This is a genomic window from Cupriavidus sp. MP-37, assembly GCF_020618415.1.
Lineage (GTDB): Bacteria > Pseudomonadota > Gammaproteobacteria > Burkholderiales > Burkholderiaceae > Cupriavidus.
In genome coordinates this window covers 3362311-3384055 of sequence record NZ_CP085344.1, presented here as the reverse complement: position 1 = coordinate 3384055, position 21745 = coordinate 3362311, and the positions used below count along the sequence as shown (strand labels likewise).

Below are 21745 nucleotides of genomic sequence, written 5' to 3'. Positions count from 1 at the left end.
CTGGCACGCAGTCAGGCGGTGCCGCCGTCGCCGGCGCGCGGGGAATAGTCGCGGATAAAGGCAAACACCGCCTGCGCGTCGTTCAGGTCCAGCACCGGCAGCATGGTCATGGCGGCGACGGCGGCGGGGTCATCGGTTGCGACCGCCACCACGCCCGGCACCTCGTCCCACAGAGGCGCACGTCCCAGCGCCGGGCGGAACACTTCGAGCTTGGGGAAATCGCTGCGCTTGTAGCCCTCCACCAGCACCAGGTCGGTGTCCGGCGGCAGCACCGCGAGCGCATCGTCGAGCTCGGGCGACGGCACGGCTTCGGGATAATGGCGCATCAGCGTCAGGTGGCGCGCGCCGACCAGCACGACATTGGCGCAGCCGGCCGCGCGCATGCGCCACGAATCCTTGCCGGGCGTGTCGGGATCGAAGCCGTGGTGGGTGTGCTTGACGCCGGCCACGCGCAGGCCGGCGCCGACGAAGCAGGGGATGAGCTGGTCCAGCAGCGTGGTCTTGCCGCTGCCGGACGAACCGGTAATGCCGAATACCTTCACCATGGTTTCCGTAGGGGCGTCGCGAGTCTGCCTGTACGCCGGTATCGGCGCAGCGCATCGGCATCGACGATAGCAGAGTTCCGCGCGCCAATGTGCAGGCGGCGCCTTGCGCGCGGCAAACTGTCCGATAATCACGGCATGTCACGGATCTCCCACTCCGCCCAGGCCGAGGACGCCCCGGTGCACGACACCGCCACCACCGGCGAGCCGACCTATCGCCACCACATGCTGCGCTGGGTCTGGCGCCGCGGCAAGCCCACCACCGGCAACACGGTGCGGCTGCTGCACGGCGGCCAGGACTTCTTTCCGGCGCTGATCGCCGCCATCGACCAGGCCGCGTTCCAGGTCATGCTGGAAACCTACATCTATGCCGACGACGAGGTCGGCCGCGCCGTCGCCGACGCGCTGATCCGCGCGGCCGCGCGCGGGGTCGCGGTGCGCGTGACGGTGGACGGCTTCGGCGCCGGCGACATGCCCGCCGAGCTGGCCGAGCGGCTGCGCGCGGGCGGCGTGCGGCTGCGCGTCTACCGCGCCTTGCGCGGCTTCCGCCTGGCCCGGCGCCACCTGCGCCGGCTGCACCGCAAGCTCGCCGTGATCGACCGCCACGTCGCTTTTGTCGGTGGCATCAACATCATCGACGACCATAACCACGGTCCTTTCGAAGGCGCCAACCTGGGGCCGCGCTATGACTTCGCGGTGCAGGTCAGCGGGCCGCTGGTGGACCGCATCGCGCTATCGTCCGAGCGGCTCTGGTGGCGGCTGTCGCTGCGCGAGGCGCGCGGCAGCGAGCGCGCCGCCGCGGTCGCCGACTACCCGCTGGTGACCGACCTGCCGCCCCGCCCGGAAGCCACCGGCGGCATCCGCGCCACGCTGCTGCTGCGCGACAACCTGCGCAACCGCCGCACCATCGAGCGCGAATACCTGCGCGCGCTCGGCGCCGCGCGCCATGATGTGATCCTGGCCAATGCCTACTTCCTGCCCGGCCACAAGATGCGGCGCGCCTTGCTGGCCTGCCGCGAGCGCGGCGTGCGCGTGCGCCTGCTGCTGCAGGGCATGGTCGAATACCGGCTGCAGCACTACGCCACCCATGCGCTCTACGCCTCGTTGCTCGAGGCCGGCGTCGAGATCTACGAGTACGCCGAGAGCTTCCTGCACGCCAAGGTCGGCGTGGTCGACGAGGCCTGGGCCACGGTCGGCTCGAGCAACATGGACCCGTTCAGCCTGCTGCTCGCGCGCGAGGCCAACGTTGCCGTTTATGATGCGGCCTTCGCCGCTGAACTGCGCGAAGCGCTGGAGCGGGCCATTGCGCACCGCAGCGTGCGCGTGCTGCCCGATGTGCACGCGCGGCGCTCGCCGCTGCACCGGCTGGGCAACTGGGCGGCCTATATGCTGCTGCGCCTCGGCGTGATCATCGCCGGCGTCACCGGCCGCTACTGAAACGCCGCGTTGCCCGGTGTGCGTTTGCTGCCATGCGGCAACGCCAACGCTGAAACCGGTTGTAGCATCGCGGCTGGCGGACATGCTGCAATGCAGTCCGTTTAGAAACAGCGGTCTAATTAAAAGCTTGATGGGCAGGTGCCGCGCCAGAATAATCTGAACGACCGTTCTTTTTTGGCTTAGACTGCGTGCATTCGCGGTATGCACCGGCAAATCCGCCGGGCGCCCGCAAGCGATCAATGCAACGTCAGGGTCATACGCGGGGCCGCAGCCGGCCCCGCAGAACGGAGAAAAAACATGCGACACCAGTCAGCCCGTCTCGAATCCGCCGCTTCGTCGCCCTCGCCCATGCGCAAGGGCGAGATGACGCGCGTGGCGATTCTGGATGCCGCACTGGAATTGTCGTCCCGCGACGGGCTCGAAGGTCTGACCATCGGCCTGCTCGCGGAACGCATGCAGATGAGCAAGAGCGGCGTCTTCGCGCATTTCGGTTCGCGCGAGGACCTGCAGGTAGAGGTGGTGCGGGAGTATCACCGCCGGTTCGAGCAGGAGGTGTTCTACCCCTCGCTGCAGGAGCCGCGCGGACTGCCCCGGTTGTGGTCGATGGTGCGGCGCTGGATGGAAAAGCGCATCCAGGAAGTGACGACGGGATGCATCTACATCAGCGGCGCGGTGGAGTACGACGACCGCGCCGGCAGCCTGGTGCGTGACGAGCTGGTCAAGAGCGTCACCATCTGGCGGGCAGCGCTGACCCGCGCCATCAACCAGGCCAAGGAAGAGGGGCATCTGCGCGCGGACTGCGATCCGCGCCTGATGCTATTCGAGATGTACAGCCTTGAACTAGGCTTGCATCATGACGCCCGTTTCCTGCGCCTGCCTGACAGCGCCGAGCTTGCCATGGTCGCGCTCAACAAACTGATTCAGTCTTACCGTACCTGAGGCCGTCGGGTCGGGCCGGTTCGCGCGAGCGAGGCGGGCGGCGTGGCGGCATCGCACAACTCCAAGGAGTCTCTGATGGGCCAGTACACCGCACCGTTGCGCGACATGCAGTTCGTGCTCCATGAACTGCTCGGCGCCGAAGCCGAACTCAAGGCGATGCCGCCGCACGCGGACATCGACGCGGACACCATCAACCAGGTCATCGAGGAAGCCGGCAAGTTCTGCGCGGACGTGGTGTTCCCGCTCAACCAGGTGGGCGACCGCGAAGGCTGCACCTATGTCGGCGACGGCGTGGTCAAGGCCCCCACCGGCTTCAAGGAAGCCTACCAGCAGTATGTCGAGGCCGGCTGGCCGGCGCTGGCTTGCGATCCTGCCTTCGGCGGCCAGGGCCTGCCGATCGTGGTCAACAACGTGGTCTACGAGATGCTGAACTCGGCCAACCAGGCCTGGACCATGTACCCGGGCCTGTCGCACGGCGCCTATGAGGCCCTGCACGCACACGGCACCCCCGAGCTGCAGCAGACCTACCTGCCCAAGCTGGTGTCCGGCGTGTGGACCGGCACCATGTGCCTGACCGAGCCGCATTGCGGCACCGACCTGGGCATCCTGCGCAGCAAGGCCGAGCCGCAGGCCGACGGCTCCTATCTGATCACGGGCACCAAGATCTTCATCTCCGCCGGCGAGCACGACCTGGCCGAGAACATCATCCACCTGGTGCTGGCGCGCCTGCCGGACGCGCCCGCCGGCACCAAGGGCATCTCGCTGTTCGTGGTGCCCAAGTTCATCCCCGATGCCAGCGGCAACCCGGGCGAGCGCAACGGCATCCAGTGCGGCTCGATCGAGCACAAGATGGGCATCCACGGCAACGCCACCTGCGTGATGAACCTGGACGGCGCGCGCGGCTGGATGGTGGGCGAGCCCAACAAGGGCCTGAACGCCATGTTCGTGATGATGAACGCCGCGCGCCTGGGCGTGGGTGCGCAGGGCCTGGGCCTGACCGAGGTGGCATACCAGAACTCCGTGGCATACGCGAAGGACCGCCTGCAGATGCGCTCGCTGACCGGCCCCAAGGCGCCCGAGAAGGCCGCCGACCCGATCATCGTGCACCCGGACGTGCGCCGCATGCTGCTGACCCAGCGCGCCTACGCCGAGGGCGGCCGCGCCTTCAGCTACTGGACCGCGCTGCAGATCGACCGCGAGCTGTCGCATCCGGACGAGGCCGTGCGCAAGCAGGCCGGCGACCTGGTCGCGCTGCTGACGCCGGTGATCAAGGCCTTCCTGACCGACAACGCCTTCACCGCCACCAACGAGGGCATGCAGGTGTTCGGCGGCCACGGCTACATCTCCGAATGGGGCATGGAGCAATACGTGCGCGACGCCCGCATCAACATGATCTACGAGGGCACCAACACCATCCAGGCGCTGGACCTGCTGGGCCGCAAGATCCTGGGCGACATGGGCGCCAGGATGAAGGCCTTCGGCAAGATCGTGCAGGAATTCGTCGAGGCCGAAGGCACCAACGAAGCCATGCAGGAATTCATCAACCCGCTGGCCGACCTGGGCGACAAGGTGCAGAAGCTGACCATGGAAATCGGCATGAAGGCGATGGGCAATGCCGACGAAGTCGGCGCCGCCGCGGTGCCATACCTGCGCGTGGTGGGCCACCTGGTGTTCGCGTACTTCTGGGCCCGCATGGCCAAGATCACGCTGGAGAAGCAGGGCAGCGGCGACAAGTTCTACACCGCCAAGCTGGCCACCGCGCGCTTCTACTTTGCCAGGCTGCTGCCGGAAACGGCCGCGGAGATCCGCAAGGCGCGCGCGGGTTCGGCGTCGCTGATGGCGCTGGATGCGGATCTGTTCTGATCTTCATGGCTGATTCCCGCTAGTGGTTTGCTCCCCTCTCCCGCTTGCGGGAGAGGGGCAGGGGGTGAGGGCAGGAGCTTGTTATGCCGAAGCACTTCGTTGAAGCGCCCACCCTCACCCCCGCCCCTCTCCCATCAATGGGAGAGGGGAGCACACCGCCAGGAACGGGAAAGCCACACTCTCACTTCAACGCTCACTGACCTAGGAGCGCGCATGTCCAATTTCATCGTCAAGAAAGTCGCCGTGCTGGGTGCCGGCGTCATGGGTGCGCAGATTGCCGCCCACCTGATCAACGCGCGCGTGCCGGTGGTGCTGTTCGATCTTCCCGCCAAGGAAGGCCCGAAGAACGGCATCGCGCTGCGCGCTATCGAGAACCTGAAGAAGCTGTCGCCGGCGCCGCTGGGCCTCAAGGACGAGGCCGGCCTGATCCAGGCGGCCAACTACGAAGACGACATCGCCCTGCTCAAGGAATGCGACCTGGTGATCGAGGCGATTGCCGAGCGCATGGACTGGAAGCACGACCTGTACAAGAAGGTCGCGCCGCACCTGGCCTCGCACGCGATCTTCGCTACCAACACCTCGGGGCTGTCGATCACCGCGCTGTCCGATGGCTTCGACGATAACCTGAAGTCGCGCTTCTGCGGCGTCCATTTCTTCAACCCGCCGCGCTACATGCACCTGGTCGAGCTGATCCCGACCGCGGCGACGCAGCCGCAGATCCTCGACCAGCTGGAAGCCTTCCTGACCACCACGCTCGGCAAGGGCGTGGTGCGCGCCAAGGACACGCCCAACTTCATCGCCAACCGCGTCGGCATCTTCTCGATCCTGGCGGTGTTCGCCGAGGCCGAGAAGTTCGGCATCCCGTTCGACGTGGTCGACGACCTGACCGGTGCCAAGCTGGGCCGCGCCAAGTCCGCCACCTTCCGCACCGCGGACGTGGTCGGCCTGGATACCATGGCGCACGTGATCAAGACCATGCAGGACAACCTGCACGGCGACCCGTTCGCACCGGTCTACCAGACCCCGGCCGTGCTCAAGGGCCTGGTCGACGCGGGCGCGCTGGGGCAGAAGACCGGCGCCGGCTTCTACAAGAAGGAAGGCAAGGCCATCAAGGTGCTCGACGCCAACACCGGCCAGTATGTCGAGTCGGGCAAGAAGGCCGACGAGATCGTGGTGCGCATGCTGAAGAAGGAACCGGCCGAACGCATCCGGCTGCTGCGCGAGTCGACCAACCCGCAGGCGCAGTTCCTGTGGGCGGTGTTCCGCGACGTGTTCCACTACATCGCCGTGTACCTGGAGCAGATCGCTGGTTCGGCCGCCGATATCGACCTGGCCATCCGCTGGGGCTTCGGCTGGAACTCGGGCCCGTTCGAGGACTGGCAGGCGGCCGGCTGGAAGCAGGTGGCCGAGTGGGTCAAGGAAGACGTCGACAGCGGCAAGGCGCTGTCGGGCGCGCCGCTGCCGGCGTGGGTGTTCAACGGCCCGGTGGCGGAGCAGCAGGCCGTGCATACGGCGCAAGGCTCGTGGTCGCCGGCGGCGCAGGCGTTCGTCGCGCGCAGCACGCTGCCGGTGTACCAGCGCCAGGCCTTCCGCGCGGCGCTGCAGGGCAGCGCCGCCGCCGATCCGCGCAAGGCCGGCCGCACCGTCGAAGAGAACGATGCGGTGCGCATCTGGGTGAGCGAGGGCCAGGACGATGTGCTGGTGATCTCGTTCAAGAGCAAGATGAACACCATCGGGCCGGACGTGATCGACGGCCTGATGCGCGCCATCGACCTGGCCGAAGCCGGCTACAAGGGCCTGGTGGTGTGGCAGCCGACCTCGCTGCAGCTGGGCGCGCCGGGCGGCCCGTTCTCGGCGGGCGCCAACCTGGAAGCGGCGATGCCCGCCTTCATGATGGGCGGCGCCAAGGGCATCGAGCCGTTCGTGAAGAAGTTCCAGGACGGCATGATGCGGGTGAAGTACGCCGCGGTGCCGGTGGTGTCGGCGGCGTCGGGCATCGCGCTCGGCGGCGGCTGCGAGCTGATGCTGCACTCGGCCGCGCGGGTGGCGGCGCTGGAAACCTATATCGGCCTGGTCGAGGTGGGCGTGGGCCTGGTGCCGGCCGGCGGCGGCCTGAAGGAAGCCGCGCTGGCAGCCGCGCGCGCGGCGCAGGCCGCGGGCAGCACCAATTGCCTGCAGTTCCTGACCAGCCGCTTCCAGAGCGCGGCCATGGCCAAGGTCTCGGGCTCGGCGCTGGAAGCGCGCCAGATGGGCTACCTGCAGCCGTCCGACCAGATCGTCTTCAACGTGCATGAACTGCTGTACGTGGCGCAGAACGCCGTGCGCGCGCTCGCCGACGCCGGCTACCGAGCGCCGCTGCCGACGCTGATCCCGGTCGCCGGCCGCTCCGGCGTGGCCACCATCAAGGCCTCGCTGGTCAATATGCGCGACGGCGGCTTTATCTCCGCGCATGACTTCCTGATCGCCACGCGCATCGCCGAAGTAGTGTGCGGCGGCGACGTCGACGCCGGCGCGCTGGTCAGCGAGGAATGGCTGCTGGCGCTGGAGCGCAAGGCCTTCGTCGACCTGCTGGGAACCGGCAAGACGCAGGAGCGCATCATGGGCATGCTGCAGACCGGCAAGCCGGTGCGCAACTAATCAGGCTAGCGAGGAACCGAGATCATGAAACAACTGCAAGACGCATACATCGTTGCGGCCACCCGCTCGCCGATCGGCAAGGCCCCCAAGGGCGCGTTCAAGCACACGCGCCCCGACGACCTGCTCGCCACCATCCTGAAAGCCGCGGTGGCACAGGTGCCCAACCTGGACCCGCAGCTGATCGAAGACGCCATCGTCGGCTGCGCCATTCCCGAAGCGCAGCAGGGCCTGAACGTGGCCCGCATCGGCGCGCTGCTGTCCGGACTGCCCAACACCGTCGGCGGCATCACCGTCAACCGCTTCTGTGCCTCGGGCCTGAGCGCGGTGGCGATGGCCGCCGACCGCATCCGCGTGGGCGAGTCCGACGTGATGATCGCCGCCGGCGTGGAATCGATGAGCATGGTGCCGATGATGGGCAATTCGCCGTCGATGTCGCCGGAGATCTTCACCCGCGACGAGAACGTGGGCATTGCCTACGGCATGGGCCTGACCGCCGAGAAGGTGGCGCAGCAGTGGCAGGTCAGCCGCGAGGACCAGGACGCGTTCTCGCTGGCGTCGCACCAGAAGGCCATCGCCGCGCAGCAGGCCGGCGAGTTCCGCGACGAGATCACGCCGGTCGAGACCGTCGAGCGCTTCCCCGACCTCGCCAGCGGCCAGGTCAGCGTGAAGACCCGCACCATCGCGCTGGATGAAGGCCCGCGCCCGGATACCTCGCTCGAAGGGCTGGCCAAGCTGCGCCCGGTATTCGCCAACAAGGGCAGCGTTACCGCCGGCAACAGCTCGCAGACCTCGGACGGCGCCGGCGCGCTGATCCTGGTCTCGGAGAAGATCCTGAAGCAGTTCAACCTGGTGCCGCTGGCGCGCTTTGTCTCGTTCGCGGTGCGCGGCGTGCCGCCCGAGATCATGGGGATCGGCCCCAAGGAAGCGATCCCGGCGGCGCTGAAGGCTGCCGGCCTGACCCAGGACCAGCTCGACTGGATCGAGCTGAACGAAGCCTTCGCCGCGCAGTCGCTGGCGGTGATGCGCGACCTGGACCTCGATCCGGCCCGGGTCAACCGCATGGGCGGCGCGATCGCGCTGGGCCACCCGCTCGGTGCCACCGGTGCGATCCGCTCGGCCACGGTGGTGCACGCGCTGCGCCGCCACAACCTGAAGTACGGCATGGTCACCATGTGCGTCGGCACGGGCATGGGCGCCGCAGGCATCTTCGAGCGCGTATAAACGCGCCTGCGGGATGGCCCCGGGGCCATCCCGCCCTTCTGCATCAGGTGAAGAAAGCAGTATCGGGGGCTGCCGCCCGCGACGCGGGTCACCAGGTAGGGAGGAGACAACACTATGCCCGCCTGCGCGATGCCGCCTGCATGTTCCTGGTGCCGGACGAGCTGCATTACCTGTACACCCGCGCACGCCACAAGGGCGAGGGCAGCATCACCTGGGGCCGCTACGTGATGGGCAGCGCGTTCAATCTCCGCCCCGTGGTGCGCATGCATCGCGGCCAGACCGAAGCCATCGCCAGGGCGCGCGGCTCGGAAGAGGGCAGGCGCCGCGTGCTGCAGCATGCCGAGCAATGCCTCCGCGCCGGCGACCTGCTGGTGCCGGCGATCTCCGCTTGCTATGCCGGTCCGCTGGACGAGGTGCGGGCGATGCCGGCCTACCAGTCGCTGGCGCGTACCGCGCGCAGCCACGGTGTCGAGCTGATGCTGGCGCCGATGAGCCTGACGGTGGCACTGAATGTCGGCGCGCGTGCGTTCGGGCTCAGCTATCTTGCCGAGTCGCCGCCGCCTTTCGAATAACTCCCACAGACGAGGACACCATGAGCATCCGTACCAGCATCGAGCAGGGCATCCTGACGCTCGAATTCGACCGCATCGACAAGAAGAACGCCATCACCGCGGCGATGTACCAGGCGCTGGCCGACGCGCTGCGCGCGGCCGAGGCCGATCCTGCCGTGCGCGCCATCGTGCTGCGTGGCAAGGCCGAAGTCTTCACCGCCGGCAATGACCTCGAAGATTTCATGCAGCGCCCGCCCACTGCCGGCGAGGGCGCCGAAGCGGCCCCGGTGTTCCAGTTCCTGTACCAGATCAGCCATGCCAGCAAGCCGGTGGTGGCGGCGGTCAGCGGCGCCGCGGTCGGCGTGGGCACCACCATGCTGCTGCATTGCGACCTGGTCTACGCGTCCGATACCGCCAAGCTGTCGCTGCCGTTCGTGCAGCTGGGGCTGTGCCCCGAGGCTGCATCCAGCCTGCTGCTGCCACGGCTTGTCGGCTACCAGCGCGCGGCCGAGAAGCTGCTGCTGGGCGAGGCCTTCAGCGCGCAGGAAGCGCTGGAGATCGGGCTGGTGACACGGGTGCTGCCGGTGGCCGAACTGCATGACTTCGCGCTGGCGCAGGCGCGCAAGCTCGCGGCCTTGCCGGCGTCGTCGCTGCGCGAGACCAAGCGCCTGATGAAGGCCGGCGCGATGGCCGAAGTGGAAAAGCAGATGGCCGAAGAGGGCGCGGTGTTCCGGCGCATGCTGGTGGCACCGGAGGCGAAGGAGGCGTTCAGCGCGTTCTTTGAGAAGCGGAAACCGGATTTTATGAAGTTTGCGTGAAACCCGCGACTGCGTGGAAGAGCAGAGCGGTGTCGGGTGCGCCCAAGCCGCCCGATCTTGCCTCAGCAAGGTGTTCTCCCTCTCCCCTCATGGGGAGAGGGCCGGGGTGAGGGGTGGGCTAGCAAGGAGCCAAAAGAAGCGGGGCCAACGGTTCTTTCCGGTGCAGTGACTTCGGCCAGCGCCCGCCCTCACCCCAACCCTTATATGAACACCGCCCCGGTTGCAAGGTTTTGGAACCAGCTTGACGTCGCAGGATGGGGCTGCTGCCTTATATCCGGCCTGGAGCGAGTACTTGTTCTCGCGGGCCACAATGGAAGCTGCTGAGAACCGTCCTCAATCTCTCGCCACGGGCTTGTAAGCCGCTTGGGTTGGGGCAGGTTTGGGTTCCCACGGTCCTACCTGTTTCGTCATTGCTGTTTCTTGCCTGTGCAGCCGTGAAGGTTAATCAAGCGCTGGTTAAGGGAAGGTGATGCCCCCCGGCTCAGGCCGGGCGCAAGCTCACATGTCCGGGATCGTATTGGCGCCCATGGGCCATTAATGCCCAGGCTGTCCGGGCGATCTTGTTGGCCAGCGCCACGACCACCACGTTCTTGGGGCGCCGCTGCAGCATGGACAGTGCCCAGGCCGGCGGATGTTTGGTGCGCGTGAGCATCGTGCGTCCGGCGTTGACCAACTGTCGTCGCACGTAAGCGTCGCCGCGCTTGCTGATGTGACCGAGCCGTACGTTGCCGCCCGTGCCGGTCTGCGCGGGAACCAGTCCCAGGCTTGCAGCGAAGGCTCTGCCTGAGCGGAAGGCCTGGGCACAGCCCATGGTCGCGACCAAGGCGGTGGCGGTAATGGGGCCGACGCCGGGAATCTTCTCCACGATCTGCGCGGCCGGATCAGACCTCAGCCATTCCTGGAGGTCACGCTCAACCAGTTGGATCTGTTCGTCGAGTTCGCGCAGCGCACAGACCTGCCGCTCCAGCGCGCGCATCAACAAGGGCGGTACGACCTGAGCGACCTCAGCCCAGCGCTGGCGCAGCTCGGCCCGGAAGGCCAGCCGCCCCGTGCGGAAGTGCAGGCCATATTCGCCCAGCAGCCCGCGCATCTGGTTGCTCTGCCGGGTGCGCGTCTTGACCAGCCCGTCCCGTATACGATGCAACGAGAGCACAGCCTGCTGCGCTTCGGTCTTGACCGACACGACCGGCATGTCGGGTTGCCGGGCTGCAGTCCAGATGGCTCGGGCGTCCGCCGCGTCGTTCTTGTTCGTACGCACGAAGGCGCGTACGTAACCCGGGTTGAGCAACACCACTTCGTGGCCAAGGCTCTGGATCTTGCGCGCCCACCAGTGGGCACCGCCACAGGCCTCCAGTGCGATCTGCCCAGGCTGGCAATTGGACAGGAATTCGATGAGCGCGGTGCGGCTGAATCGCCGGTTCTGGGGCTTCCCCGTAATGGGGTCTATCCAGTACATCTGGAACACTGTCTTTGCAATGTCCAGCCCATATGTCATAGCATTCATTTGGGCTCTCCTCGACCTTGAGTGTTGGATCGAACTTTCACTCTGGCACATCGATGCCGTCGGTCAAGCGAGAGCCCCTTTGTTTTCTAGGCCGCGGCCTGGCTTGGCGGTAGATGGGCGGTGTTCATTCCATCTCTCCCGCAAGCGGGAGAGGGAGCACACCCATCGATGATCGGGAGCCGTCAGGCCCTCAAGCCGTCGGCAACACCCGCGGTTGCCGCGACTCGTCCGTCGCCACATAGGTCAGCGTGGCCTCGGTCACCTTGACGATCTCATTGCTGTGCCGCATGCGCTGCGCATAGACCTCGACCTCGACCGTGATCGAGGTCCGTCCGGTCTTGACGATATCGGCGTAGAAGCTCACCAGGTCGCCGACGAACACCGGATGCTTGAACAGGAAGGAATTGACCGCGACGGTGGCCACGCGCCCCTGCGCGCGCTCGACCGCCGGGATCGAGCCGGCGATATCCACCTGCGACATGATCCAGCCGCCGAACACGTCGCCGTGCACGTTGGCGTCCGCGGGCATCGGCACCACGCGCAGAGCGGGATTCTTGCCGGCGGGCAGGGCGGGGACGGTATGGGGAGCGTTCATGAGGGTATGCGGGTGGACTTCCGAAGAGGGGCGCCGGCCGCGACGAAAAACCCTTCGCCTGCCGCGCAATGCGATTCCTGCGACAATCGCGCATTGGCCCGGATTCTAACGTATGCGCCGCTATTCCACGACCGCCGAGCAGGCCCCCGACACTGCCTCGGTCAAGCTCTTTCCCGGCCAGCGCGCCCCCCGCAGCGACTGGCAGACCGTACGCAACCTGCTGCCCTATGTCTGGCACTACAAGTGGCGCGTGATGCTGGCGCTGGCCTGCCTGGTGGCGGCCAAGGTGGCCAACCTGGGTGTGCCGGTGCTGATGAAGCGGCTGATCGACAGCATGAACATCACCGCCGGCGACCCGCGCGCGCTGCTGGCGGTGCCGGTCGGGCTGATCGTCGCCTACGGCATGCTGCGCCTGTCGGCGACGCTGTTCACCGAGTTGCGGGAAATTCTCTTTTCCAAGGTCACGCAGAGCGCCGTGCGCGAGATTGCGCTGCAGGTGTTCCGGCACCTGCATGCGCTGTCGCTGCGCTTCCACCTGGACCGCCAGACCGGCGGCATGAGCCGCGACATCGAGCGCGGCACGCGCGGCATCCAGTCGCTGATCTCGTATTCGCTGTACAGCATCCTGCCCACGCTGGTGGAGATGGCGCTGGTGATCGGCTTCTTCATCCTGCACTACGACATCTGGTTCGCCGCCATCACCGGCTGCGCGCTGGTGGGCTATATCGTCTTCACCATCGTGGTGACGGAATGGCGCACGCACTTCCGCCGCCGCATGAACGAGCTGGATTCGCGCGCCAACCAGAAGGCGATCGATTCGCTGCTGAACTTCGAGACCGTCAAGTACTTCGGCAATGAAGCCTACGAGGCGCAGCGCTATGACGAAAACCTGCGCAAGTACCGCACCGCGGCAATCCGCTCGCAGAATTCGCTGTCGTTCCTGAACTTCGGCCAGCAGGCCATCATCGCCGTCGGCCTGATCCTGATCCTGTGGCGCGCCACGGTGGGCGTGGTCGACGGCAAGCTGACGCTGGGCGACCTGGTGCTGGTCAATACGCTGATGATCCAGCTCTATATCCCGCTGAACTTCCTCGGCGTGATCTACCGCGAGATCAAGCAGGCCACCACCGACATGGACCGCATGTTCGTGCTGCTGGGCACGCACCAGGAGGTAGCCGACGCGCCCGGCGCGCCGGCGCTGCGGGTCAGCGGCGCGCAGGTGCGCTTCCGCGACGTGCGCTTCAGCTACGAGGCCGACCGCCTGATCCTCGACGGCGTCGATTTCACCATTGCCGCGGGCAGCACCACCGCGGTGGTCGGGCACAGCGGCTCGGGCAAGTCGACGCTGGCGCGGCTGCTGTTCCGCTTCTACGACGTGGGTGGCGGCGCGATCGAGATCGACGGCCAGGACATCCGCGCCATCACCCAGGACAGCCTGCGCCGCGCCATCGGCATCGTGCCGCAGGACACCGTGCTGTTCAACGACAGCATCTACTACAACATCGCCTACGGCCGTCCGGACGCGACCCGCGAGGAAGTCATCGCGGCGGCGCAGGCGGCGCAGATCGACGCCTTTATCCGCGAGCTGCCGCAGGGCTACGACACCCCCGTGGGCGAGCGCGGTCTCAAGCTCTCCGGCGGCGAGAAGCAGCGCGTGGCGATCGCGCGCACGCTGCTGAAGAACCCGCCGGTGCTGGTCTTCGACGAGGCCACCTCGGCGCTGGATTCGCGCACCGAGCAGGCGATCCAGGCCGAGCTGATGCGCCTGGCGCAGAACCGCACCACGCTGCTGATCGCGCACCGGCTCTCGACCGTGGTCCATGCCGACCAGATCCTGGTGATGGACCACGGCCGCATCGTCGAGCGCGGCACTCATGCGCAGCTGATGCGCGCGGGCGGGCGCTATGCCGAGATGTGGGAGATCCAGGCGCGCGCCGCGGCCAAGGGCGGCGATGCCGTCGGCGCCGATGCGCTGGCGGTGGACGTGGGCGACGCCACGCAGGACGCGTAAGCCGCGGTTGGCTGCGCCGGCTTGGCGAGCCCTTGCGTCAGGCAGGGATCAGCTGCCGGCCTGCTGCAGCTGGTAAGTCGAGCAATAACTGAAGCGGCTGGCCGGATGCACGCCGGTGGTCACGATGATCGCCTGGTCGCGCAGGAAATAGGTGCGGATGATGCGCAGCCCCGCGGACTTGTCCGGCACCTGCAAGGCGTCGGCCTGCGTCCCTTCGACCAGCCACCCCTGGACCTCCTGCTCCACGCGGGTGATCTTGATCCCGTACTGCTTCTCCACCATCGTGTACACCGGCACGTCCAGCGTCTCGCCGGGCGCGGGCAGGTCGCCGTAGGCGCTGTCGACGTAGATGTCGACCAGCGCAATCGGCTCGTGGCCGGGCGCGCTGTCGAAGCGCGTACCGCGGATATGCAGCCAGCGCGCGCCGGGCGCGCAGCGCAGCAGCGGCGCCAGCGCCTCGTCGGCCGTCACCATGCCGGACGCCGAGGGGCGCAGCGTCGTTCCCTTGGCATAGCTGACCAGATCGGCAGGTGAGTCCATCAGCTGCGTAAAGCGGCTTTGCGGACGATCCGAAATCACGCGCGTGCCCACGCCAGCCTGGCGCGAAACCATGCCCAGGTTGGTCAGCTTCTGCACCGCCTGGCGCACCGCATACCGGCTCAGGTTCCAGGTTTCGCACAGTTCAGCCTCGGTCGGCAGCAGCGCGCCGACGGGCGGGTTGCCGTTGACGATTTCCTGCATCAGCGTGCGCGCCAGGTCGAGATGGCGTGGCGTGGTCGTGGTCAGGGCGGCGGAAACGGGGTCGATGTCTCTTTGCATGGTCGGCGGGGCAGCGGCAACGGCGTCGGTGCCGCGACCGATGCCCGTGACATCAGGCGCGACACGCGGCCCGATCTTAGCATTCGCGCAGGGTTTTTCCTAATATTCGAATGTTCGAACAAAGTCCTATAGTTCGAGCCATGCCCACGCCGGAGCCGCTGCGCCCCGCAACCGGGGGCCTCGCATCCGTTCCCCTTTCCCGGAGATCCCTCCAGCATGTATCCGATTGATTACCTGTGGCGCGCCGTGCACCGCCATCCCGAGCGGACGGCCATCTTCAGTCCCGAAGGCCAGCTGTCGTACCGGGCGCTTGCCGACCTGGTGCTGCGCCGCGCTGCAGCCCTGGTGGCGATGGATCCGGCGCCGCGCAGCCGCGTCTGCGTCGGCGCGGCAAACACGGTCGACCACCTGGTGGCGATCCTGGCGATCCTGGCCGCCGGCAAAGTCTGGGTGCCGCTGAATCCGCGCAACGGCGATCCCGAGCTGCGCCGCATTGTCGATTTCGTCGAGCCCGCGCTCGTGCTGGCCGATGCCGCCATGGCCGAGCGCCTCGCGGGCATCGCGCCGCCGTTGCGCCTGCTGTCCGATCTCGGTGCGGCCGGCGGCGATCCCGCTGCGGTCGTGATGGGCCCGCGCGGGCGCGGCGGCGTGCCGCTGGAGGCGGCGCAAGCCGTCAAGTTCACCGGCGGTTCGACCGGCTTTCCCAAGGGCGTGATCCAGCCGCTGCGGGCATGGAACGCCAATATCGCAACCCAGATCCACGAGCTTGGCCTGACGCCGGCGGACCGCTATCTGGTGGCGGCGCCGATCACGCATGGAACCTCCACCTACATGCTGCCGTTGCTCGGTGCCGGCGGGGCGCTGGTGTTCCCACAATCGGCCAAGCCGGCCGGCCTGCTCGACGCGGCCCAGGCCCATGGCGCGACGCTGTTCTTCGCGCCGCCGACGCTGATCCTGGCGCTGGTCGAAGAACAGCGGCGCGCGCCGCGCGCGTTGCCGGCGCTGCGCTATCTGGTCTACGGCGGCGCGCCGATGCGCCCGGAGCAGATCCGCGACGCGCAGGCCGTGTTCGGCCCGGTGCTGTGCACCTCGTTTGGCCAGACCGAAGCGCCGCAGATCATCACCTTCATGCCGCCGGGCGAGATGCACGGCGACCGGCTTGCTTCGGTCGGCCGGCCGACGCTGCTGACCCGGGTGGCCATCGTCGATAAAGCCGGCAACGTGCTCGGCGCCGGGGAAGAGGGCGAGATCGCGGTGCGCGGCGACCTGGTCATGAGCGGCTACCTGAAGGCGGAAGGCGAAACCCGCAAGACGCTGGTCGACGGCTGGCTGCGCACCGGCGACGCCGGCGTGTTCGACGAACACGGCTTCCTGTTCCTGCGCGACCGCATCCGCGATGTGATCATCACCGGCGGCTTCAACGTCTACCCCGGCGACGTGGAGGTGGTGCTGTCTGGCCATCCCGCGGTGGCCGACTGCTCGGTGGTCGGCATCCCCGACGCCAAGTGGGGCGAGGCCGTGCATGCGGCGGTGCAGCTGCGTCCGGGCATGCAGGTTGCCACCGACGAGCTGATCGCGCTGGTCAAGCGCGAGCTGGGATCGGTCAAGACGCCCAAGCACGTCCACCTGTTCGAAGCGCTGCCCCGCAGCGCGGTCGGCAAGGTGCTGAAGCCGGCGGTGCGCGAATCGATCCTGTCCACCTGGAGCGCGACATGAGCGCGCCCCATAGCGCCGCGGCGCCGCGCACGCAGCTGTGCCGCTACACCGAACAGGCGGTCTATTACGGTGCGGACGATCTGGTGGCAGACCTGCTGGGCAAGGCCAGCTTCATCGATGTGTTCATGAAGCAGACGTTCGGCAGCGTGCCCGGCCCGGCGCAGCGCCGCATCGCCGAGGCCGTGCTGGTGACGCTGATGGAGCATGGCATGACGCCGAGCGCCATCGCCACGCGCATGATCTATTCCAGCTCGCCGGAAAACCTGCAGGCCGGGGTCGCGGCGGGCTTGCTCGCGGTCGCCAGCCAGTTCATCGGCACCATGGAACCCGCGGCCGCGCTGCTCGACCGGATTGCAGCGGCGGGCGAAGACAGCGCCGCCGAGGCGCGGCGCATCGCCCGCGACTACCGTGCGCGGCGCGAGCCCGTGCCCGGCTTCGGCCATCACCTGCACCGCCCCGATGATCCCCGTGCGCTGGCGCTGCTGGCACTGGCGCGCGAGCAGGGCACCCATGGCACGCACTGCGCCGCGCTGGAACAGCTGGCCGCCGAAGTCGATGCCGCCGCCGGGCGCCATATCACCATCAATGCCACCGGTGCCGTGGCGGCGGTGCTGGGCGACATCGGCATCCCGGCGCGGCTAATGCGGGGCTTTGCCGTGTTGAGCCGCGCCGCCGGGCTGATTGCGCATATCGCCGAGGAACAGCGCGATCCGTCGGGACGCTTTGTCTGGAACCTCGTCGACGAGGCCATGACGCCCGCCCGCAGCCCTGGCGGGCCGGGCTGAACCAACGGCAAAGCCACCACCAGAAACCAGAACACAGAAGGAGACGCCATGACCCAAGCCGACCGATCCATCCAGCGCCACCACCACATTACCCTCAGCGTTGGTACCGCGCAGCAGGACTATGACTTCCATACCAGGGTGCTTTCGCTGAAGAGCGTCAAGAAGACCCTGATCTACGACGGTGGCACGCCGTTCTATCACCTGTACTACGGCAACGACCTCGGCGAGGAAAGCACGCTGATCACCTGCTTTCCGGTCGCGCACTTCGGCCGCAAAGGCAAGCGCGGCACCGGCCAGATCGGCAGCCTGGCGCTGTCGGTGCCGGTCTCGGCGATTCCGTTCTGGCACCGGCGCCTGGTTGACCATGGCTTCGACGTGCGCCGTAGCGAACGATTCGGCGAGGTCGTGCTGGCCTTCGCGCACCCTTGCGGCGTCGAGTACGAGCTGATCGGCATCGCCGACGATGCGCGCACGCCTTACTCCAACGGCGAAGTGCCGGCGGAGTTCGCGATCCGCGGCCTGCATACCATCGCCGTGAACGTGCGCGAAATGGAGTCGTCGCAGCAATTCATGCAGGAGGGATGGTCGGGGCGCGAAGTCGGGCGCGACGGCAAGTATGTGCGCTATGCGTTCGGCGACGGCGCCTCCGGCAAGCTGGTCGACTACGCCCTCGAACCCGACCTGCCGCAGGCGAGCTGGACGTATGGCGAGGGCACCGTGCACCACTGCGCGTTCCAGGTCGAAGACCGCGTGGTGCAGGACATGGTGAAGGCGCGGCTCGAGGGACTCGGTCTTACCGACACCTCCGAACGCAAGGATCGCGGCTACTTTGAATCGATCTACGTGCGTACCCCCAGCGGGGCGATGTTCGAGGCCACGGTGTCGAAGCCGCAGGCTTTCCTGGTCGACGAGCCCTATGAAAGCCTGGGCTCGACACTGCAGATCGCGCCGCAGTTCGAGAGCCAGCGCGCCACCATCATGCAATCGCTGGAGAGCCTGCACTACTGAAGCGGGCGCTTATCACACCGTATGGCCCTGCATGGCCCTGCGTGACCCGAAGCCGGAAACATCATGCCAGTCCTCAATCCCCACCTGCACACGCCGCTGAGCGTGTTCGACGCGCCCGCAGGCAATGCCCGGCTGGCCGCGATCCTGGTCCATGGCCGCGGCCAGTCGCCGGCGCTGATGCGCGAACTGCTGGTCGACCGGCTCGACTGCCCCGAGGTGGCGTGGTTCGCGCCGCTGGCCGCGCAGAACACCTGGTATCCGGAGCGCTTCATTGCCCCGCTGGAAGCCAACGAGCCGCGTCTGTCGCAGGCGCTGGCGCGGATCGATCTATTGTCCGAGGCCTTGCTGGCGATGGGATTCCCCTACACCTCGCAGGTGCTGGTGGGGTTCTCGCAGGGCGCCTGCCTGTGCAGTGAATTCCTGTGGCGCCAGCGGCGCCGGTATGCCGGCCTGGCCGCCTTCACCGGCGGGCTGATCGGTCCGCCCGGCGCACCGCGCGACTGCGCACAGCCGTGGCTGGCAGGCATGCCGGTGCTGCTGTCGACGTGGGACGAGGATCCGCATGTGCCGGCCGAGAGCGTGCGCGAGTCGGCGCAGTGGTTCCGTGCCGCCGGCGCCGACGTCAGCATCCGGGTGGAGCCGGGCACCGAACACGGTATCCGCGATAGCGAGATCGCTTACGCCAATCAATTCCTGGCCGCGTGCGTGCCAGGCGCCTGTTGAACGCCAGGGAGTCTGCGGCATGCAGTCCTTTATCCATGAAACGCGCCATGCGCGCATTGTCTTCGGCAGCGGTACGCGCGAGCACCTGCTGCGCGAGGCCGAACAACTCGGCCTGCGGCGCGTGCTGGTGCTGACCTCGCCGGAGCAGTCCGTGCTGGGCCGGCAGATGGCCGAGCTGTTGGGCGAGCGCAGCATCGGTGTCTACAGCCACGCCGTGATGCATGTGCCGATCGATGTGGTGCGCAGCGCGGTCGAAGCCGTGCGGCGCGCCGGCGCCGATGGCTGCGTGGCGGCCGGCGGCGGCTCGACCATGGGCCTGGCCAAGGCGCTCGCGCTCGAGGCGGGGCTGCCGTTCATCGCCGTGCCGACCACCTACGCCGGCTCGGAGATGACGCCGCTGTACGCCATCACCGAAGGCGGTCACAAGCACACCGGCCGCGACTGGCGCGTGGCGCCGCGTACCGTGATCTACGACCCCGAGCTGACGCTGTCGCTGCCGCCAGGGCTGGCCATGACCAGCGGCATGAATGCGATCGCGCATGCGGCCGAGGGGCTGTACGCCGGCGACGGCAACCCGGTCTATGCGCTGATGGCAGAAGAGGGCATCCGCGCGCTGGCCAGCGCACTGCCGCGCCTGAAGCGCGATGCCTGCCATGCCGAGGCGCGCAGCGATGCGCTGTACGGCGCCTGGCTGTGCGGCATGGTGCTGGGCAACCTGCAGATGGGCATCCACCACAAGCTGTGCCATATCCTGGGCGGCAGCTTCAACCTGCCGCATGCGGAAGTCCACACCGTGGTGCTGCCTTATGCCATGGCTTACAACGCCGAAGCGGCGCCGCAGGCGATGGCGCGCATCGCACGCGCGCTGGGCGCTGCCGCCGCGCCCGCAGGGCTGCGCGATCTCGGCGCCGCGCTGGGCGTGCCGCGTTCGTTGCGCGAGCTCGGCATGCCGGCGCACGGTCTCGATCATGCGGCCGACCTGGTGGTCGCGGCGCCGTACCCGAATCCACGCCCGCTCGAGCGCGCAGCGGTCCGCGACCTGCTGCAGCGCGCCTACGACGGTGCCGCTCCCGCCTGAGCGCGAGCCGCAACGGTACCGGTTCCCGCTAAACAAGGCCCCCATCATGCCAACCGTCATTCGCGCCTACTTCCGCAGCGGCATCGCCGCCGCGCGCTTGCAGCACCGTCCAGACCATATCCGCCACATCGCCGCGCATCTGCCGGAGATCGTCTGTGCCGGCGCCCTGTGCGACCAAGCGCAGGCGCCGCTGGGGCTGTTCCTTGCCGTGCGGGGCGACAGCGCGCAGGCGCGGGCGCTGATCGAGGCGGATCCGTACCACCGCGCCGGCCTGTTCGAACGCGTCGAGACCGAGCCCTACCTGCAGTTCGTTCCGCACGCCAACCCGCGCCTGCTCGACGAGGAGCTGCAGCGCGCGCTGCAGAGCGCCGCCGCCACATAAAGCCGCAGCCGGCGGCTGCCGGCAAGCTCCGCCTGAACCTGTCTCGCAGTGAAACCCTGCAGGGCGCCGTGCGCCCGCGGCCGCCACGCGCGCAATTCCGAGGAAAGACCACAACATGCAACGCATCAAACGCTACCTGCTGTCCGGCTCGGCCGTGGCAGTGATCGGCGGCCTGCTCTACGCGGGCCTGTTCATCAAGCCGAAGCCGGCCGGCAAGGCGCTGGCACAGCCGCTGGTGGAGCGGGGCGATGCCTTCTACGGCATGGCCGTGCTGCCGGACGGGCGCATGTGGGCCGTCGGCACCAACGGCAAGATCCTGCACAGCGACGACGCCGGACAGGCCTGGCGCCTGCAGCGCAGCACGCACCGCGAGACCCTGCAGGACGTTGCCGCGTGGGATGCGCGCCGTGCCGTCGCGGTCGGCAACGACGGCGTGATCCTGGCCACGGCCGACGGCGGCATGAGCTGGCAGGCGGCGCGCGCGCCGCGCTCGTCGATCAGCAACAAGCTGATGCGGGTGCAGGCAAGCCAGGACGGACGCGCCTGGGCGGTCGGCAGCGGCGGCGCGCTGCTGCGCTCGCTCGATTACGGCAACAACTGGCAGTCCGCGGCGCCCGGCGAAGACACCGCCTGGAACGGCGTCGCCTTCGACGGCGCGCGCGGCTGCGTGGTGGGAGAGTTCGGCCGCATCCGCGTGACGCGCGACGCCGGCGAACACTGGACCGGCGTCGCCAGCCCCGCCAGGCAGAGCCTGATGTCGGTGCGCATGCGCGACGACGGCCGCGCGGTGGCGGTCGGGCTGCGCGGCACCGTGCTGGTCAGCGCCGATGCCGGTGCCAGCTGGAAGCAGGCCGCCACGACCACCGAGGAAGACCTGTTCGACGTCGCCTGGGACGGCAGCCAATGGATTGCCGTGGGCGACAAGGGGGTGGTGCTGCTGGGCGCCGCGGATGGCAGCGCCTGGCGCGCGACGCGCTTCGATGCGATGGACCGCGGCTGGTACACGCGCGTGCTGGCGCATGCCGGCAAGTACTACGCAGCGGGCTCGCGGCTCGCGGCCGGCGCGGCCAAAGCGCTGTAGGCCCGGCACGGCCCGGCGGCGCGCCGGGCAGCGCG

18 protein-coding genes and 1 pseudogene are annotated in these 21745 nt (G+C 68.1%); 15 read left to right on the top strand and 4 right to left on the bottom strand.

Annotated elements, in window-relative coordinates:
* Window positions 1–11 precede the first annotated feature (11 nt).
* A complete protein-coding gene (gene mobB / locus LIN44_RS15565; RefSeq protein ID WP_227314414.1) occupies window positions 12–542 on the bottom strand; it encodes a molybdopterin-guanine dinucleotide biosynthesis protein B in 531 nt (176 codons plus the stop codon).
* A 90-nt stretch (window positions 543–632) separates the two neighbouring features.
* Here mobB and clsB point away from each other — a divergent pair, with 90 nt between their 5' ends.
* From clsB to LIN44_RS15530, 7 genes and pseudogenes are all read left to right on the top strand, one after another.
* Window positions 633–1979: a cardiolipin synthase ClsB gene (gene clsB, locus LIN44_RS15560; protein ID WP_227312845.1), complete on the top strand. Its 1347-nt coding sequence runs from the start codon at window positions 633–635 to the stop codon at window positions 1977–1979.
* Between the two features lie 348 nt (window positions 1980–2327).
* Window positions 2328–2918 (top strand): TetR/AcrR family transcriptional regulator, encoded by a 591-nt coding sequence (locus LIN44_RS15555; RefSeq protein WP_025583452.1) that lies wholly within the window; start codon window positions 2328–2330, stop codon window positions 2916–2918.
* 75 nt (window positions 2919–2993) lie between these two features.
* Window positions 2994–4781 carry an acyl-CoA dehydrogenase C-terminal domain-containing protein gene (locus tag LIN44_RS15550; RefSeq protein WP_227312844.1) on the top strand — a complete coding sequence of 596 codons (1788 nt, stop codon included), beginning with the start codon at window positions 2994–2996 and terminating at the stop codon, window positions 4779–4781.
* 213 nt (window positions 4782–4994) lie between these two features.
* The gene (locus tag LIN44_RS15545; protein ID WP_227312843.1) at window positions 4995–7418 is read left to right on the top strand and encodes a 3-hydroxyacyl-CoA dehydrogenase/enoyl-CoA hydratase family protein; all 2424 of its coding nucleotides are present in this window, start codon (window positions 4995–4997) and stop codon (window positions 7416–7418) included.
* Window positions 7419–7439: 21 nt separating this feature from the next.
* A complete protein-coding gene (locus LIN44_RS15540) occupies window positions 7440–8639 on the top strand; it encodes an acetyl-CoA C-acyltransferase (protein ID WP_227314413.1) in 1200 nt (399 codons plus the stop codon).
* Window positions 8640–8755: 116 nt separating this feature from the next.
* Window positions 8756–9211, top strand: a pseudogene (locus tag LIN44_RS15535) (DegV family protein); the annotation flags it as partial.
* Window positions 9212–9231: 20 nt separating this feature from the next.
* Window positions 9232–10008, top strand: a complete 777-nt coding sequence (locus tag LIN44_RS15530) for an enoyl-CoA hydratase (protein WP_227312841.1) — start codon at window positions 9232–9234, stop codon at window positions 10006–10008.
* A 481-nt stretch (window positions 10009–10489) separates the two neighbouring features.
* On the opposite strand, the gene LIN44_RS15525 is transcribed toward LIN44_RS15530, so the two are convergent.
* Together LIN44_RS15525 and LIN44_RS15520 are read right to left on the bottom strand one after the other, a co-directional pair.
* Entirely contained in the window at window positions 10490–11512 is a 1023-nt protein-coding gene (locus LIN44_RS15525) for an IS110 family transposase (RefSeq protein ID WP_227312327.1), read from the bottom strand.
* A gap of 190 nt (window positions 11513–11702) precedes the next feature.
* Entirely contained in the window at window positions 11703–12107 is a 405-nt protein-coding gene (locus LIN44_RS15520) for an acyl-CoA thioesterase (protein ID WP_062796782.1), read from the bottom strand.
* Between the two features lie 112 nt (window positions 12108–12219).
* Here LIN44_RS15520 and LIN44_RS15515 point away from each other — a divergent pair, with 112 nt between their 5' ends.
* Window positions 12220–14118, top strand: coding sequence for an ABC transporter ATP-binding protein/permease (locus tag LIN44_RS15515; RefSeq protein WP_227312840.1), 1899 nt, complete (start codon window positions 12220–12222; stop codon window positions 14116–14118).
* A 48-nt stretch (window positions 14119–14166) separates the two neighbouring features.
* Here the strand turns inward: LIN44_RS15515 and LIN44_RS15510 are convergent, their stop codons facing one another.
* Entirely contained in the window at window positions 14167–14937 is a 771-nt protein-coding gene (locus LIN44_RS15510; protein WP_227312839.1) for a GntR family transcriptional regulator, read from the bottom strand.
* A gap of 216 nt (window positions 14938–15153) precedes the next feature.
* Here LIN44_RS15510 and LIN44_RS15505 point away from each other — a divergent pair, with 216 nt between their 5' ends.
* The 7 genes from LIN44_RS15505 (at window position 15154) to LIN44_RS15475 (ending at window position 21710) form a co-directional block, all read left to right on the top strand.
* Window positions 15154–16653, top strand: a complete 1500-nt coding sequence (locus LIN44_RS15505) for a class I adenylate-forming enzyme family protein (RefSeq protein WP_227312838.1) — start codon at window positions 15154–15156, stop codon at window positions 16651–16653.
* Entirely contained in the window at window positions 16650–17438 is a 789-nt protein-coding gene (locus LIN44_RS15500; RefSeq protein ID WP_227312837.1) for a citryl-CoA lyase, read from the top strand. Before LIN44_RS15505 ends, LIN44_RS15500 begins: the two co-directional genes overlap by 4 nt.
* Before the next feature lie 48 nt (window positions 17439–17486).
* The gene (locus tag LIN44_RS15495; RefSeq protein ID WP_227312836.1) at window positions 17487–18446 is read left to right on the top strand and encodes a VOC family protein; all 960 of its coding nucleotides are present in this window, start codon (window positions 17487–17489) and stop codon (window positions 18444–18446) included.
* 63 nt (window positions 18447–18509) lie between these two features.
* Window positions 18510–19169 (top strand): alpha/beta hydrolase, encoded by a 660-nt coding sequence (locus tag LIN44_RS15490; protein ID WP_227312835.1) that lies wholly within the window; start codon window positions 18510–18512, stop codon window positions 19167–19169.
* Between the two features lie 19 nt (window positions 19170–19188).
* Window positions 19189–20247: a maleylacetate reductase gene (locus LIN44_RS15485; RefSeq protein ID WP_227312834.1), complete on the top strand. Its 1059-nt coding sequence runs from the start codon at window positions 19189–19191 to the stop codon at window positions 20245–20247.
* A gap of 46 nt (window positions 20248–20293) precedes the next feature.
* Window positions 20294–20629 carry a YciI family protein gene (locus tag LIN44_RS15480; protein ID WP_227312833.1) on the top strand — a complete coding sequence of 112 codons (336 nt, stop codon included), beginning with the start codon at window positions 20294–20296 and terminating at the stop codon, window positions 20627–20629.
* Between the two features lie 115 nt (window positions 20630–20744).
* Window positions 20745–21710, top strand: coding sequence for a YCF48-related protein (locus tag LIN44_RS15475; protein WP_227312832.1), 966 nt, complete (start codon window positions 20745–20747; stop codon window positions 21708–21710).
* Window positions 21711–21745: the final 35 nt, after the last annotated feature.